7 protein-coding genes are annotated in these 14,904 nt (G+C 39.9%); all 7 read left to right on the top strand.

The genetic code is table 11. The features are described from left to right. Positions 1–171 precede the first annotated feature (171 nt). The 7 genes from JWQ54_RS02525 (at position 172) to JWQ54_RS02495 (ending at position 14,867) form a co-directional block, all read left to right on the top strand. A complete protein-coding gene (locus tag JWQ54_RS02525; RefSeq protein ID WP_299579705.1) occupies positions 172–1,428 on the top strand; it encodes an HlyD family efflux transporter periplasmic adaptor subunit in 1,257 nt (418 codons plus the stop codon). A gap of 140 nt (positions 1,429–1,568) precedes the next feature. Beyond that, positions 1,569–2,246 (top strand): ABC transporter ATP-binding protein, encoded by a 678-nt coding sequence (locus JWQ54_RS02520; RefSeq protein ID WP_299579702.1) that lies wholly within the window; start codon positions 1,569–1,571, stop codon positions 2,244–2,246. Between the two features lie 297 nt (positions 2,247–2,543). Beyond that, positions 2,544–4,913 carry an ABC transporter permease gene (locus JWQ54_RS02515; protein WP_299579699.1) on the top strand — a complete coding sequence of 790 codons (2,370 nt, stop codon included), beginning with the start codon at positions 2,544–2,546 and terminating at the stop codon, positions 4,911–4,913. Positions 4,914–4,992: 79 nt separating this feature from the next. Beyond that, a complete protein-coding gene (locus tag JWQ54_RS02510; RefSeq protein ID WP_299579696.1) occupies positions 4,993–7,422 on the top strand; it encodes an ABC transporter permease in 2,430 nt (809 codons plus the stop codon). 138 nt (positions 7,423–7,560) lie between these two features. Further along, entirely contained in the window at positions 7,561–9,966 is a 2,406-nt protein-coding gene (locus tag JWQ54_RS02505; protein WP_299579693.1) for an ABC transporter permease, read from the top strand. Positions 9,967–10,011: 45 nt separating this feature from the next. Continuing rightward, the gene (locus JWQ54_RS02500) at positions 10,012–12,369 is read left to right on the top strand and encodes an ABC transporter permease (protein WP_299579690.1); all 2,358 of its coding nucleotides are present in this window, start codon (positions 10,012–10,014) and stop codon (positions 12,367–12,369) included. Between the two features lie 119 nt (positions 12,370–12,488). After that, on the top strand, positions 12,489–14,867 hold the full coding sequence (locus JWQ54_RS02495; RefSeq protein WP_299579687.1) for an ABC transporter permease: 2,379 nt from the start codon (positions 12,489–12,491) through the stop codon (positions 14,865–14,867). Positions 14,868–14,904: the final 37 nt, after the last annotated feature.

Here is a 14,904-nt window from a genome sequence, read left to right as displayed (position 1 = left end):
ATGACCAATGATTAATGACTGCCCAAAAGCATTGTATCATAACCGTACACATGATGTAACAGAAGCGTACGCTTCAATTTGGTATTTTAGCTTTAAAATACTGAAAAACAGCCACTTAATTTGTGGCATGTGTTTTTGTAACTAATAACAAAATATAAACTAATAAACACAGTGGATAGAGTAATTGAAAAAAAGACCTGGAATACCAAAAGGATACTAACTATTGCCGGAATAACGGGCATTGTTTTACTAATTGGCGGAAGCATTTATTTTACCTCGGGTAAAAGTAAACTTGATGTTGATACCGAAAGACTAACTATAAGTGAAATTAAAAAAGGCCCGTTCCAGGAGTTTATCCCGGTTAATGGTGTAGTAATGCCGCTTTCTACTATTTATTTGGATGCATCCGATGGTGGGCGTGTTGAAGAGAAATATGTTGAGGATGGCGCAATATTGAAAAAAGATGAGCCGATTTTAAGAATGTCGAATACAGACCTTGAGCTTAATTTAGCTACTCAGGAAACCAATGTATATGCCCAACAGATCCAAATGCAGATCTCGCATACCCAGATGCAGTCGGCCACAATTTCAAAATTGAATAATATGGCTGATGTGGATGTGGCCTTTAAAGAAGCTGAAAGAATATACAAGGTGGATAAAGACCTGTACGCTAAAAAAGCAATTGGCTCGCAGGAATTTCAAACCGCTCAAAATCAATACCAGTACCAGTTAAGCCGTAAAAAATTAGCAACACAGATCTTGGTACAGGATACCACAATGGTAAAACAACAGGATGGCCAAACAAGAGAACAGATTTCGCAAATGCAGGCAGCATTGCAAATGATGCGTAAAAAAGTAAGCGACCTAACTTTAAGGGCGCCGCTTGATGGCCAATTAACCTCCTTTGATGCCGAAATAGGACAAAGTAAAAATAAAGGGGAACACTTGGGGCAAATTGACGTCTTATCAGGTTTTAAGGTAAGAGTAAATGTGGAGGAACATTATTTATCAAGAGTATTTACTGGACTGAAGGGCGATTTTGAGTTTGCAGGTAAAACATATTACCTGGTAATTAAAAAGGTATTTATATCAGTTGGTAAAGATGGTCAATTCCAGGTAGATATGGGTTTTGTTGGCGAAGTGCCAAAAGGTATAAGAAAAGGACAAACCTTACAGGTGCGTTTGGCTTTGAGTGATCAAACAACAGCTTTATTACTACCTAAGGGCGGCTTTTTTCAGCAAACTGGTGGTAACTGGATCTTTAAAGTAAGTGAAGATGGAAAAAGAGCTTATAAAGTACCAATCCAGATAAACAGGCAAAGCCCTGATTATTTCGAGTTAACATCGGGACTGCAACCCGGCGATAAGGTAATAACATCAAGTTATGAAACCTATGGTGATATACAGGAACTTGTATTGAAGAAGTAGCGGGAAAGTTACTAAAGGAGTTAGAACTTTAAACATAGAGATAACATTAAGATAATCAAATAAAGGCAATTAATTAACTTAAACTATAAATTAAAATCCGCCCTTAACAAAATGAACGGGAAAGGATTTAGGAGGCACCAATGATAAAAATTACAAATCTGGAAAAATTTTACCGCACCGAAGAGGTAGAGACCATCGCTTTAAACAAGCTGTCAATTGAAGTTAAAACCGGCGAATTTGTTGCCATAATGGGTCCGTCAGGATGTGGCAAATCAACTTTGCTTAACATCCTGGGGATGCTTGATGATCCTGATGAAGGCAGCTATGTTTTTAACGGAGTTGAAGTTGCCCATTTTACTGAGCGTAAAAGAGCTGATCTGCGTAAGCACAACATTGGTTTTGTATTTCAAAGCTTTAACTTAATTGATGAGTTAACTGTATTTGAAAATGTGGAGCTCCCATTAATCTACACAGGTGTTCCATCAGCAGAACGTGTAAAAAGAGTAGAAGAAGTTCTTGACAAAATGCAGATCATGCATCGCCGTAACCACTATCCACAGCAGTTATCAGGTGGTCAGCAACAACGTGTTGCTATTGCCCGTGCCGTAGTTAACAAACCAAAATTGATCCTTGCGGATGAGCCTACAGGTAACCTTGACTCAAGCAATGGTAATGATGTTATGGAATTATTGACAGACCTTAACGAGCAGGGAACAACAATTATAATGGTAACCCACTCAGAACATGATGCCCGTTACAGCCATCGTATTATCCGTTTGTTGGATGGGCAAAGCGTAGTGGAAAACATTATGGTATAAGGCAGTTCATCGCCTATAGTTCATGGTTCATGGTTTGATCGTTCTGAATAAGAACGATTAAACTCCAAAAACCAATGAACCAGTTGAACTACTAAAAAGAAAGTTTATATAAGTTAATAAGTGCCTCTGCTATCCCCTCCGAAACGGAGGGGTAGCTTGAGTGTTACCCTGTTTTTTCAACATAAAAACAATGTAAACACTTAAATACTAATCAATTATATTGATTAATGATTCGTAAACAAGTAATAAAGTATGCCTGAAGTCAATTTGTAAGTGATTAATTAACGCCATTATATCATGTTTAAAAACTATCTGAAAATTGCATTTCGCAACTTAAAAAAAGACAAGCAGTTTACCTTTTTAAACGTAATAGGGCTCTCAGCAGGTATTGCCTGTACTTTATTGATCTACTTATGGGTACACGATGAATTAAGCTACGATAAATTCTTTGTTAACGACAACCAGCTGTACCAGGTAATGGAACACCGGAAGGGTGGGGAAGTGGAAGGCTTGTCAGACGAGTCATCAGGCCTTGTAAGCGAAACACTGATGCTTCAGAACCCTGAAGTTGAATATGCTACCCCGGTTGCACCCGCTGACTGGTGGCAAAAATTCACCCTTACAGTGGCGGATAAAAATATAAAAGCCGCCGGCCAATATGTAGGGAAAGACTATTTTAACGTTTTCTCATTTAAATTATTAGAAGGGAAAAAGAATGATGTGCTGGCAGTTAAGAATTCAATCGTCATTTCAGACGAGCTTGCAAAAAAACTCTTTAATTCAACCCAAAATGCCATTGGCAAAACTATAAAATTCCAGCACGATCGGGATTTTTTCGTTTCTGGGGTTTTTGAAAAAGTGCCGCTGCACTCATCGCAGCAATTTGATTTTGTTTTATCATTTGATTACCTGGCCGATGTCCAAAGCTGGGTAAAAACCTGGACGAATGGAGGCCCGCATAACTATGTCTTGTTAAAAAAAGGCACAGATGTTAACGCCCTCAATAGTAAAATTGCCAACATGATTACCAGGGCATCTGGCGATACCACCCGCCACATTTTTGTATCAAAGTTTTCAGACAATTACCTGCACAATACTTTTAACCACGGATCGAGGACAGGCGGAAAGGATGAGTATGTAAAGCTATTCTCGCTGGTCGCAATATTTATACTCATTATAGCCTGTATCAATTTCATGAACTTGTCCACTGCCAAGGCATCCGGCAGAATGAAAGAGATTGGTATAAAAAAAGTCGTTGGCGCTGAGCGCAGTCAGCTGATCATCCAATTTTTATCAGAGTCGCTGCTAATGGCATTGTTTACTACAGTGCTGGCCGTTGGCATTGCATGGCTGTTGTTGCCGCAATTCAATCACCTTACAGGTAAAGATATTCAATTGAAATTTGATCCAACTCTTATAGCCACACTTGCGGCGATCATGCTGTTTACCGGCCTTGTTTCCGGAAGTTACCCTGCATTGTATCTTTCTAAGCTTAATCCTTTGGCAATTTTAAAGGGTAAGCTTAGCTCATCTTTCTCTGAGCTGGTAGCCCGCAAAGGCCTTGTTGTTTTCCAGTTTACGCTTTCGGTTACGCTGATTGTAGCTGTGCTTGTGGTTTACAAACAGATCCAATATATTCAGTCATCTTCACTTGGATATAGTAAAGATAATGTAATAAGGATTGACTCGGAAGGTAAGCTTGCAGGGAATGAAGACAGGTTTGCCGCTGAACTGAAGAATATCTCCGGCGTTGTAAATGCCAGCTTTACCCAACATAATATTGTAGGGCGCAATTATGCCACCGGCGGCTTAAGCTGGGACGGGAATGTAGCCGCCGACCAGGCTATTTATTTTGAAGGCTTTTATGGTGGATTTAATTTTATCGAGACACTTGGCATGCACATGGCTGCCGGAAGACCGTTTTCCAAAGGCTTCGGAGCTGACGGCAATAAGATCATCTTAAATGAAACCGCTATAAGAATAATGCACCTTAAAAACCCGGTAGGAAAAAATATAAAATATGGCAATACCGATTTTCAAATTATTGGTGTAGTAAAAGATTTTCATTTCGAATCGCTGCATGAACTGGTAAAGCCTTCATTTATCATGCTGGCGGGCGGTGTTAGCCCCTACTATAAAATGATGATAAGGCTTAAAGGCGATCATCAAAAAGAAACTATTGCGCAAATCCAGCGCCTGTATGAATCGTTTAACCCGGGATTCCCTTTCTCTTATAATTTTTTAGATGAAGCATACCAAAAGCAATATGAAACCGAAGTAAGGGTTTCATTGCTGTCAGAATATTTCTCGGCTTTGGCTATCCTGATCTCGTGCCTTGGCCTTTTTGGCCTGGTAGCATTTACAGCGCAAAAAAGACAGAAGGAAATAGGAATCCGCAAGGTTATTGGCGCATCGGTAAACAGCATCATGATAATGTTAACCAAAGATTTTTTAAAGCTTGTTTTTGTAGCAGTTGTAATAGCGTTCCCGCTTTCATGGTGGTTGATGAGCAAATGGCTGAACGGCTTTGCTTACCGTGTTGATCTAAGCCCTGGCATATTTATTATAGCCTGTGCCGCTGTTATTTTAATAACCATACTAACGGTGAGTTTCCAGGCTATAAAAGCTGCGCTGGTTAACCCGGTGAAGAGCTTGCGTTCCGAGTGATTAGAGGTTAGAGACCTGAGATTAGTTGCTCGATAATTTGGCTATGACCATGAACTACAATGACTAATTATTAAATGAAATGATAAAAAATTACTTTAAAACAGCTTACCGCACCCTTTTAAAAAATAAGGGCTTTACGGTATTAAATATACTGGGCCTGTCTTTAGGGCTTGCAAGCTGCCTGCTTATTATTTTTTACGTGGTTGATGAATTAAGTTATGATCGTTATAATACCAAAGCAAGCAGAATATACCGTGTAAATGAAGATCTGAAACTTGGTGAAAACAATGTTCTATATGCGGTATGTATGCCTCCATTGGCACAAACTTTAAAAAATGATTTTCCGTATGTCGAAAATGCTGTAAGATTAAAAATCGGAGGCTCAAGGCATGTTAAAAAAGGCGGAGTGAACATCCTTGAAAATAAAACAGTATTTGCCGACCCTTCACTATTCAGTGTTTTTACCTTACCTATGATAAATGGCAGCCCTGCTACTGCCTTAACAGAACCAAACAGCGTGGTATTAACTGAAACCACTGCAAAAAAATACTTTAACAGCACCAATGTTGCAGGTAAAATATTAACATTTGATGATAATATTTTTTATAAAATAACTGGCGTGATCCGTGATCTACCCAGGCAGTCACACTTTAATTTCGACTTTTTTATATCGATGTCAACATTGCCTGACAGCAGGTCGACTGAATGGTTAAGAAGTGATTATAATACATATGTTCTTTTTAAAAATGCAGGCGATCATAAAAAACTTGAAGCTGCACTACCGGCTTTTTTAAACAAATACAGCGGGGAACAAATGCAGGCGCAATTAAAGATGAGCATGGCTGCATTTGAAAAAGGCGGAAGTTTTTTCAGGCTGAATTTAACCCCGCTAACTGACATTCACCTTAAATCAAACCGTACAGGCGAACTTGGGCCAAACAGCACTACACAATATGTGTACATTTTTTCGGCGATAGCCCTTTTTATATTATTAATAGCGTGCGTTAATTTTATGAACCTTTCAACTGCCCGGTCCGCAAACAGGGCTCGTGAAGTTGGGGTACGTAAAGTTTTAGGATCTTTAAAAAAGCACCTTATTGCACAATTTCTTACGGAATCCATTTTAGTAGCTTTTGCAGCTACGGTAATAGCTTTAATTGCCGCAATAGCATTATTGCCTGCGTTTAACCAACTATCCGGCAAGGACATTATTGTTAATTCCCAAACCATGGTTTGGCTTGTTCCTGCTTTATTGCTTATTGTTTTGGTTGTTGGCGCATTGGCGGGCTCATACCCGGCTTTTTATCTTTCTGCATTTCAGCCCATCCATGTATTAAAAGGGAAGTTATCTACAGGATTCAAAGGCAGTGGCTTGCGGAGCTTTCTGGTTATCCTGCAGTTTTCGATATCTATTTTTCTTATAGTGGGCACGCTTGTTATATATAACCAGCTTAATTATATCCAAACAAAAAATTTAGGGTATAACCGTAACCAGGTTTTGATAGTTCAGAATACTTTTGAACTGGGCAACCAGGCTAATGTTTTTAAACAGGAAATAAAACAATTACCGGGAGTAGCAAACGCTACTATGACCGGCTTTCTTCCAACATCAAACTGGAAAAGTACGGCTATATTTTTTAAAGACGCTGCATTTGATCAAAAGAAAGCCTTATTTCCGCAAACATGGGAAGTTGACGAAGACTATATCAAAACACTGGACATGAAAATGGCAACCGGCCGTACTTTTTCAGACCAGATATTGTCAGATTCATCAGGTATTATTCTCAATGAATCAGCCGCGAAATTTCTTGGGTTAAAATCCCCTTTAAACAAACCCTTATACAGGTCAAACGGAGGTAAGCAGGATCTATCCAATTCAAAGAAGTATCATATTATAGGAGTTGTAAGGGACTTTAACTTTAGTTCATTGAGGGATGTTATAAGCCCAATGGTTTTGGTGCTGGCTCACAATACCGGAGCTTTAAGTATTCGTGTAAACACAAAGAATCTTCCTGTATTACTATCGCAAATTAAAGACAAATGGAAAAGTCTTACACCTAATGTACAGATAAATTTCTCTTTCATGGATCAGGATTTTGATGCTTCATACCGGGCTGAACAACGTGTAGGGACTATATTCATTGTATTTACAGCATTGGCAATAATAATTGCCTGCCTGGGTTTGTTTGGACTGGCCGCTTACGCTGCAGAACAACGTACAAAAGAAATAGGGATCAGGAAAATATTAGGTGCAAGCGTTGCTGCTATTGCCGGTATGCTATCATTTGACTTTATAAAGCTGGTACTCATAGCTATTCTTATCTCATTACCTGTTGGTTGGTTTTTAATGAATAAATGGCTGCAGGAATTTGCCTACCGTGTAAACATACAATGGTGGGTTTTAGTATTGGCTGGTTTCATTTCAATATTCATCGCTTTAATTACAATAGGTTTTCAATCAATAAAAGCTGCATTATCAAACCCGGTAAAGAGTTTGCGTTCCGAGTAAGATTGGTCATTAGGCATTAGTCATTAGGTCATTTGCATTGGTGAATGATCAGGCTAAAAAGATCCAATGACATAATTTACAACCTTAAAATACCAATAACAGCGCAGCGAATGACACAATGACTAATGACCAAATATCATGATAAGAAACTATTTAAAAACCGCATATCGTTCTCTCTTAAAAAACAAGGGATTTACCATTTTAAACGTTTTAGGTTTATCGATAGGCCTTGCAACGTGTTTGCTTATTGTGTTTTATGTAGTTGATGAATTAAGCTACGATAGGTATAATACCAAAGCCGACAGGATTTACAGGTTAACCCTGGATGCCCAATTAAATGGACATGGCGGTTTATTTGCAACCTCTGAGGGGCCGTTGCTTTCGGCAATAAAAGGCACCTTTCCCGAAATTGAGAAATCTGTAAGAATGGTTGATGCCGCTGGCTTGTTTATTTCACCTTCGAAATATTACTTTAAAAAAGGCGTCCAGAATATCCAAGAAACCAATGTGGTTTATACTGAACCAGGTCTGTTTGATATTTTCACACTGCCTATGATAGATGGCAGCCCATCCACTGCCCTAAACGATCCCCATTCGGCTGTAATTACAGAGAGTACTGCCAGAAAGTATTTTAACAAAGTAAATGTGGTAGGCCAAACCTTAACCCTTAATGATACCAGCACTTACAAAATAACAGGCGTAATAAAAGATCTTCCTTCCCAGTCGCATTTTAACTATGATTTCTTTTTATCATTCTCAACCTTGCCCGAAAGCCGGGTTCAGGGATGGGGGTATAGCGGTGTCCATAATTACGTATTGCTTAAGCCTGGTTCAGATATCAAAAAGCTTGAAACCCAGATAGCAGCTATCGAAATAAAACACTCTTTCTCGGCTGCTGCATGGACAACCAACGGTAATCATTTCAGGATGATTTTGAAACCCTTGCTTGATATTCATTTAAAAGATGACAGCCAGTATTCGCTTTCAAAAAATGGAAGTATGGAATATGTATACATATTCTCGGTTATAGCCATCTTTATTTTGCTGATAGCCTGTGTTAATTTCATGAACCTCTCAACAGCAAGGTCATCAAACCGTGCAAAAGAGGTTGGCGTGCGCAAGGTGCTTGGTTCGGCCCGCAAATACCTTATAGCCCAGTTTTTAACGGAGTCAATTTTGGTAACGCTGGTTTCTACAATCATCGCCGTAGTTTTAGCATTTGCATTGTTGCCATTGTTCAACCAAATGGCTGATAAGCAGCTGGCTTTTACCATACATTCGCTTAGCTGGCTAGTTCCATCATTAATAATTATAGTACTGGTAATCGGGTTCCTTGCAGGCTCATACCCGGCATTCTTCCTGTCGGCTTTTCAGCCTATTGATGTGTTAAAAGGCAAAATATCAACCGGTTTTAAAGGCGGCTTTTTACGGAGTTTCGTGGTTGTTTTTCAGTTCTCCATTTCTATTTTTCTTATCATAGGTACATTGATAATTTATAATCAGCTTAATTATATCCACAATAAAAGTCTTGGGTTCGACCGGAGCCAGGTACTGGTTATAAAAAACACCACATCACTTGGTAAAAATGCTCAAATTTTAACACAGGAACTCAAGCAATTGCCGGGTGTTGTAAATGCCACTATGTCGGCATACACACCAACAGGATCAGACAGGTTAAAAACAGGTCTCTTTCCTCACAAAGTCATCGACATAAAAGAAGATCTGCTCACCGAATTTTGGTCGGTTGATGAGAACTATATCAATACTATGGGCATAAAGCTGGTTGCCGGTCGCAATTTCTCAAAAGTTATGGCTACCGACTCTTCCGCCATCATTGTTAATGAAGCCTTCGCGAAAAAACTTGGAGAAAAAGATCCTTTAAATAAAACCGTGTACCGCTTCAGCTATGGTTTGCAGGCCTTTCATATAGTTGGTGTAATCAAGGATTTTAATTACGAATCGTTAAAGGACAAAATAGAACCAGCGGTCTTGGCATACGGGCCTGATAATGGCGCTATAAGCATAAGAATGCATTCAGCAGATCTTACAACCTTAATGACGCAAGTTGAAAATAAGTGGAAAACGTTTTCGCCAAACCAGGCATTTTCCTATTCTTTTATGGATCAGGAGTTTGATGCAACTTACCGCTCCGAACAGAGGATAGGCGCCATTTTTATAGCATTTACCGCCCTTGCCATCGCTATTGCCTGTTTGGGCTTATTTGGCCTTGCTGCTTATGCTGCAGAGCAACGTTATAAGGAGATCGGGATCCGCAAGGTGCTGGGTGCAAGCGTATCAACAATAGTAAGTATGTTATCAATGGACTTTATAAAGCTGGTGCTCATCTCTATTTTAATAGCTACGCCGCTGGCCTGGTGGGCCATGCAAAAATGGCTGCAGGATTTTGCTTATCGTACCAGTATCCAATGGTATGTTTTAGCAATGGCAGGTGCCGGGGCGATATTAATAGCTTTTATTACCATCAGTTTTCAATCAATAAAAGCGGCGTTAAGTAACCCCGTTAATAGCCTCAAAAGTGAGTAGGCGGTACCGTTAGAAAATACCAATGAACAAGTAAACTAATGAACCATGATAAAGAGTTATGTGATCATAGCATTCAGGAGTATCAGGCGTAATTTAAGTTATGCCTTTTTGAATGTATTCGGCCTTACACTGGGTATAGCCGCATGCCTTGTTATTTTTTTAGTTGTAAGGAACGAGCTGAACTACGATAACTATGCAAAAGCCGACCGCACTTACCGCGTTACGCTGAATGCAATCGACTTTAATTCGAACGTATCGCTGGCTATCGCCCCAAAAATGCGTAACGACTTCCCGGAGCTGGAGCAGGTAACGCAGGTGATGTACCGCAAAGAGGTGATGGTTAAGGTGGATAATAATCGTTTCAGAGATAATGATTTTGCTTTTGCAGATGAGCATTTCACCAGTGTGTTTGATTTTAGCTGGATAGCCGGTGACTCTAAAACAGCTTTGAATGAGCCAAACGCTATCGTGTTAACCGAGACACTCGCCCGTAAATATTTCGGCAATGCAAATCCTATGGGCAGGGTTATCAATATCGAAAATCAGTTTAATGCAAAGGTTACCGGGGTGATACAAGATTTGCCGGGCAACAGGAGCCTGCCCCTGCAAATGATTATGTCCCTCGAAACTATAAAAAGCCAGATTAAAAACAATATGGACAACTTTTGGAACATTGGTGGCGGTTTCTTTACATTTATTTTATTGCCGCCAAATTCGTCCATCAAAAACATCCAAAGTAAAATACCGGCGTTTCTTCGTAAAAACTGGTCGATAGAGAAGGATGTAAGGCTGCCAATGCAACCCATTAAGGATATTCATTTTGACCAGCGGTATATAAATAACGTTATTACGCCCACATCGAAAAGTACTTACTACGCTTTGTTCGGCGTAGCCATGCTGATAATCATAACTGCCTGCATAAACTTCATCAACCTGGCCACGGCACAGGCTATCAAACGCTCCAAAGAGGTTGGAGTTCGCAAAGTACTGGGTGCCATGCGCTCACAACTCATTACCCAGTTTATGGGCGAAACCACTGTACTGGTGCTAGTTGCACTAATACTCGGTATTGGCGCAGCGGCTTTGTTTTTAACCGGAGCCGGTACATGGCTGAATATAAATATCGATGCAAGGCAACTGCAGGAGCCAATGGTAATTGGCGTAATAGCAGCGCTAGCCGTTGTTATCATTCTTTTATCGGGCTTGTATCCATCATTCGTGCTTTCGGCGTTTCAACCGGTAAGTTCACTTAAAAGCGGGAGCATCGGCGGCTTTGCACGCGGGTTTACGCTACGCAAAGGCTTGGTAGTGTCGCAATTTGCAATATCACAAATACTGATAGTTGGCACATTGGTAGTAGCCAATCAAATGGATTATTTTGAAAACCGGGACCTTGGTTTTAACAAGGATGCTGTTATTTCAATCGCAATTCCCGATGGAAGCAAAAGCGAAGTATTACGGCAACAATTGGCAAATAATCCCGGGGTACAGCAAATCAGCTTTTCGTCGGGTGCGCCGTCCTACGCAAACAGTGCTGCCGGCTTTTCCGCGCCGGCATATGGCGTGACAAAAGATGATGTAACCAATGTAATGTTCGTGGACGAAAATTACACGGACATGTTTGGCCTGAATATGCTTGCCGGTGAAAAAATAAGAAGAGTGCCCAAAACCGACACCGTCCTAAAGTTTGTGGTTAACGAAACTTTGGTTCATAAACTGGGCATAATGGACCCGCGCAAAGCTATTGGCGCACACTTTACGATAAACGGGCGCGACGCAACCATTATGGGAGTTGTACACGACTTCCAGGAAGAATCGAAACACAAAAAAATACGCGCCTGCGTACTTCTTTTTCAGGCCCAATACTTTTACACGGCATGTGTTAAGATACAACCGGCCGCAATGACTAAGACCATTGATAACATTGGTAAATCGTGGTCGAAGTTATTTCCCGACAATTTGTTTCAGTATGAGTTTCTGGATGAGCACATTGCAAGCTTTTATACCCAGGAGCAAAAGGTTTACACCGCATTTAAGCTGTTTGCAGGCATAGCAATCCTTATAGGTTGTTTGGGCTTATATGGCCTAATAGCCTTTGCTGCTGCCCAACGCACAAAAGAAGTGGGCATACGGAAAGTATTAGGCGCGCCAATAATGAGCATTGTTGGCCTGTTTTCAAAGGAATTTATCATACTAATAACTGTCGCATTTTTTATTGCAGCACCCGTTGGTTACTATGCCATGCATAGCTGGCTGCAAAACTATGCTTACCATATAAATATTACTGCGGGGATCTTCGTCGTATCCATAGCGGCGTCGGTAATTATAGCGATGATAACTATATCATACCAGGCCATAAAAGCGGCGCTGGTAAACCCGGTGAAGAGCCTTAGAAGTGAGTAGGTAGTGGGCAGTAGCAGTTTGCAGTTAAAAAAACTTCGACTATGAACTATATGAACCATCAACCGTGAATTGAAAGGCACCAATGAACTAATGAACCGTTGAACAAATGAACTAACAAAATGATAAAGAACTACATTAAAACCGCATTTACAAATATGTTTAGGAACAAAACCTATACATTGATAAACATATTTGGGTTAAGCATTGGCCTTGCTTGCGTAATGCTTATTGCTTTATATATTAAAGACGAAGTTAGTTTTGACCGGTTTAATGAAAACGGAGCTTCCATATACCGTATTGTGCAGGATGGGCAGCGGCCGGATGGCACTGATTACAAGAACGGCTTTACCGGCGGTGTTGAAGGTATAACCTTTAAAGAGCAGATCCCCGAAATAAAGGATTTTTGCCGGATAAACGGTGGCGGGAGCTCCCTTATTAAAAAAGGCGGTGATGTTATAAGCGAACCGATTTTGTATGCCGATAAAAGCATATTTCAAATCTTTTCGCTCCCGTTATTATCCGGCAACCCTGCATTGGTGCTAAACAACCCTGATAATATTGTAATTACAGAAGATATAGCAAAAAAATATTTTGGCAATGATAATGCTGTTGGTAAAGTATTACAGATAAACCAGGATGGAAAATTTATCCCTTTTACAGTAACTGGAGTGGCAAAAAACACGCCGCAAAATTCAACTGTAAGGTTTAAGTTCCTGATGTCTATCCAGCGGTCGCTCCCTAAGCAATATATTGCAATGGATTGGTTTAGCTCATTCCTTAATTCATTTGTGTATTTAAACCCAAATGTAAATCCCAAAGTTGTGGAGCGGAAAATGAATGCCGTTTTTAACAGTTATGCAGGTAAGGAAATGGCTGACTTTAAAAAGAAATTTGGAGCCAAACTAAGCTCTTCCTTTAAGCTTCAACCTTATTATAATGTTCACCTGGGCGAGTATGGAACCGGCAACGGGTTAACGCCTTCAAACAAGGTTGATTATTCATACATATTAGGCGGAATAGCGGGCTTTATTCTTTTTATAGCTTGTATTAATTTTATCAATTTAACCTTGTCACGCTCGTTACGCCGGGGAAAAGAGATCGGCATCCGCAAGGTAAACGGCAGTTCGCGCAAACAACTTATTGTACAATTTATGGGGGAGTCATTTATACTAACCCTCATAGCCTCCATTATTGCGGTATTTATTTTAATAACCTGTCTCCCTGAGTTTAATGAATTAGCCGATAAACAACTCCAGGTCTCTTATCTTTTAAACTGGCAAACTGTAGGCATCCTTACTGCGCTGCTGATTATTAATACATTTTTATCGGGCTTTTACCCGGCAATTGTGCTTTCAGGATTTAGCCCGGTACAAACGCTTTATGGCAAATTAAAAATGACTGGCAATAACTACTTTGGCAAAAGCCTTGTTGTCATACAGTTTGTTGTAGCCGTTTTTTTGGTGATAGGTACTGTTGTTATGCTAAAGCAATTTAACTTCCTGATCAATACCGACCTGGGTTATAAACCCGCAGACATTGTTGATGTGCAACTGCCACGCAATTTTGATCTGTTTAAAAACAACCTTTCAAAGTATCCTTTTATAAAAAGTGTGTCAGGACAAAACGTTCCTTTTACTTCCGTATATGCTACTATGTTTGAAGTTGGCGATAAAAAGCTAACCAGTACGCCTTATTTTGAAGTTGACAATGAGTTTTTAAAACAATTAAACATTCCCATAATCAGAGGGCATGCCTTTGAAAACATTTCGGGCGATACCACGGAGGTTTTGGTTAACCAATCATTTATAAAGGCTGCCGGCTGGAACGATGACCCGATAGGAAAAAAAATAAAACAGGGAAAACAGGAATATACGGTAATTGGCGTTGTACATGATTTCCACAGTTCGTCGCTGAACTCAAAGATCAATCCTTTGGTGATAGAGCAGCTTGCCAAACCAACCTATGGCGAAGCTTTAGTGAAAATTGATCCTGCCCAAAAAGTGAAAGCCATTAATGCTATTCAGCATGAGTATAAAAAATTGATTCCCGATTATCCAATAGTTTATAATTTTTTAACTGATTCACTGGCAGATCAGTATGACAGCGAAAAAAAATGGAAGCAAATTATCACCATCTCGGCTATAATGTCAATTTTCATCTCCTGCCTCGGCTTATTCGGACTGGCAACATTATCAATTGAGCAAAGGGTAAAAGAAATTGGCGTCCGTAAAGTGCTGGGCGCAAGTATTGCAAACATCAGCGCCATTTTAATGATGAATTTTTTAAAGCTGGTATTTATTGCCATTGTAATTGCATCGCCGCTGGCATGGTATGCTATGAATAAATGGCTGCAAAACTATCCATACCGGATCGATATGAATTATTGGATCTTGGTATATGCCTGTTTAGGCTCTTTAATTATAGCCGGTGTTACCATAAGCTTTCAATCAATAAAAGCGGCTTTGGCTAATCCGGTGAAAAGTCTAAGGAGTGAGTGATCAGAGATTAGGTAGTCAAATTAACGTCCGGTTATGA

It is taken from the genome of Mucilaginibacter sp., assembly GCF_028288225.1.
Classification (GTDB): Bacteria; Bacteroidota; Bacteroidia; order Sphingobacteriales; family Sphingobacteriaceae; genus Mucilaginibacter.
This window is presented reverse-complemented; position numbering and strand designations above follow the sequence as displayed.

What these genes read in the sequence shown, in the direction of transcription:
- JWQ54_RS02520 (WP_299579702.1), top strand. Translation starts at nt 1,569, where the DNA reads ATGATAAAAATTACAAATCTGGAAAAATTTTACCGCACCGAAGAGGTA.
- JWQ54_RS02515 (WP_299579699.1), top strand. Translation starts at nt 2,544, where the DNA reads ATGTTTAAAAACTATCTGAAAATTGCATTTCGCAACTTAAAAAAAGAC.
- JWQ54_RS02510 (WP_299579696.1), top strand. Translation starts at nt 4,993, where the DNA reads ATGATAAAAAATTACTTTAAAACAGCTTACCGCACCCTTTTAAAAAAT.
- JWQ54_RS02505 (WP_299579693.1), top strand. Translation starts at nt 7,561, where the DNA reads ATGATAAGAAACTATTTAAAAACCGCATATCGTTCTCTCTTAAAAAAC.
- JWQ54_RS02500 (WP_299579690.1), top strand. Translation starts at nt 10,012, where the DNA reads ATGATAAAGAGTTATGTGATCATAGCATTCAGGAGTATCAGGCGTAAT.
- JWQ54_RS02495 (WP_299579687.1), top strand. Translation starts at nt 12,489, where the DNA reads ATGATAAAGAACTACATTAAAACCGCATTTACAAATATGTTTAGGAAC.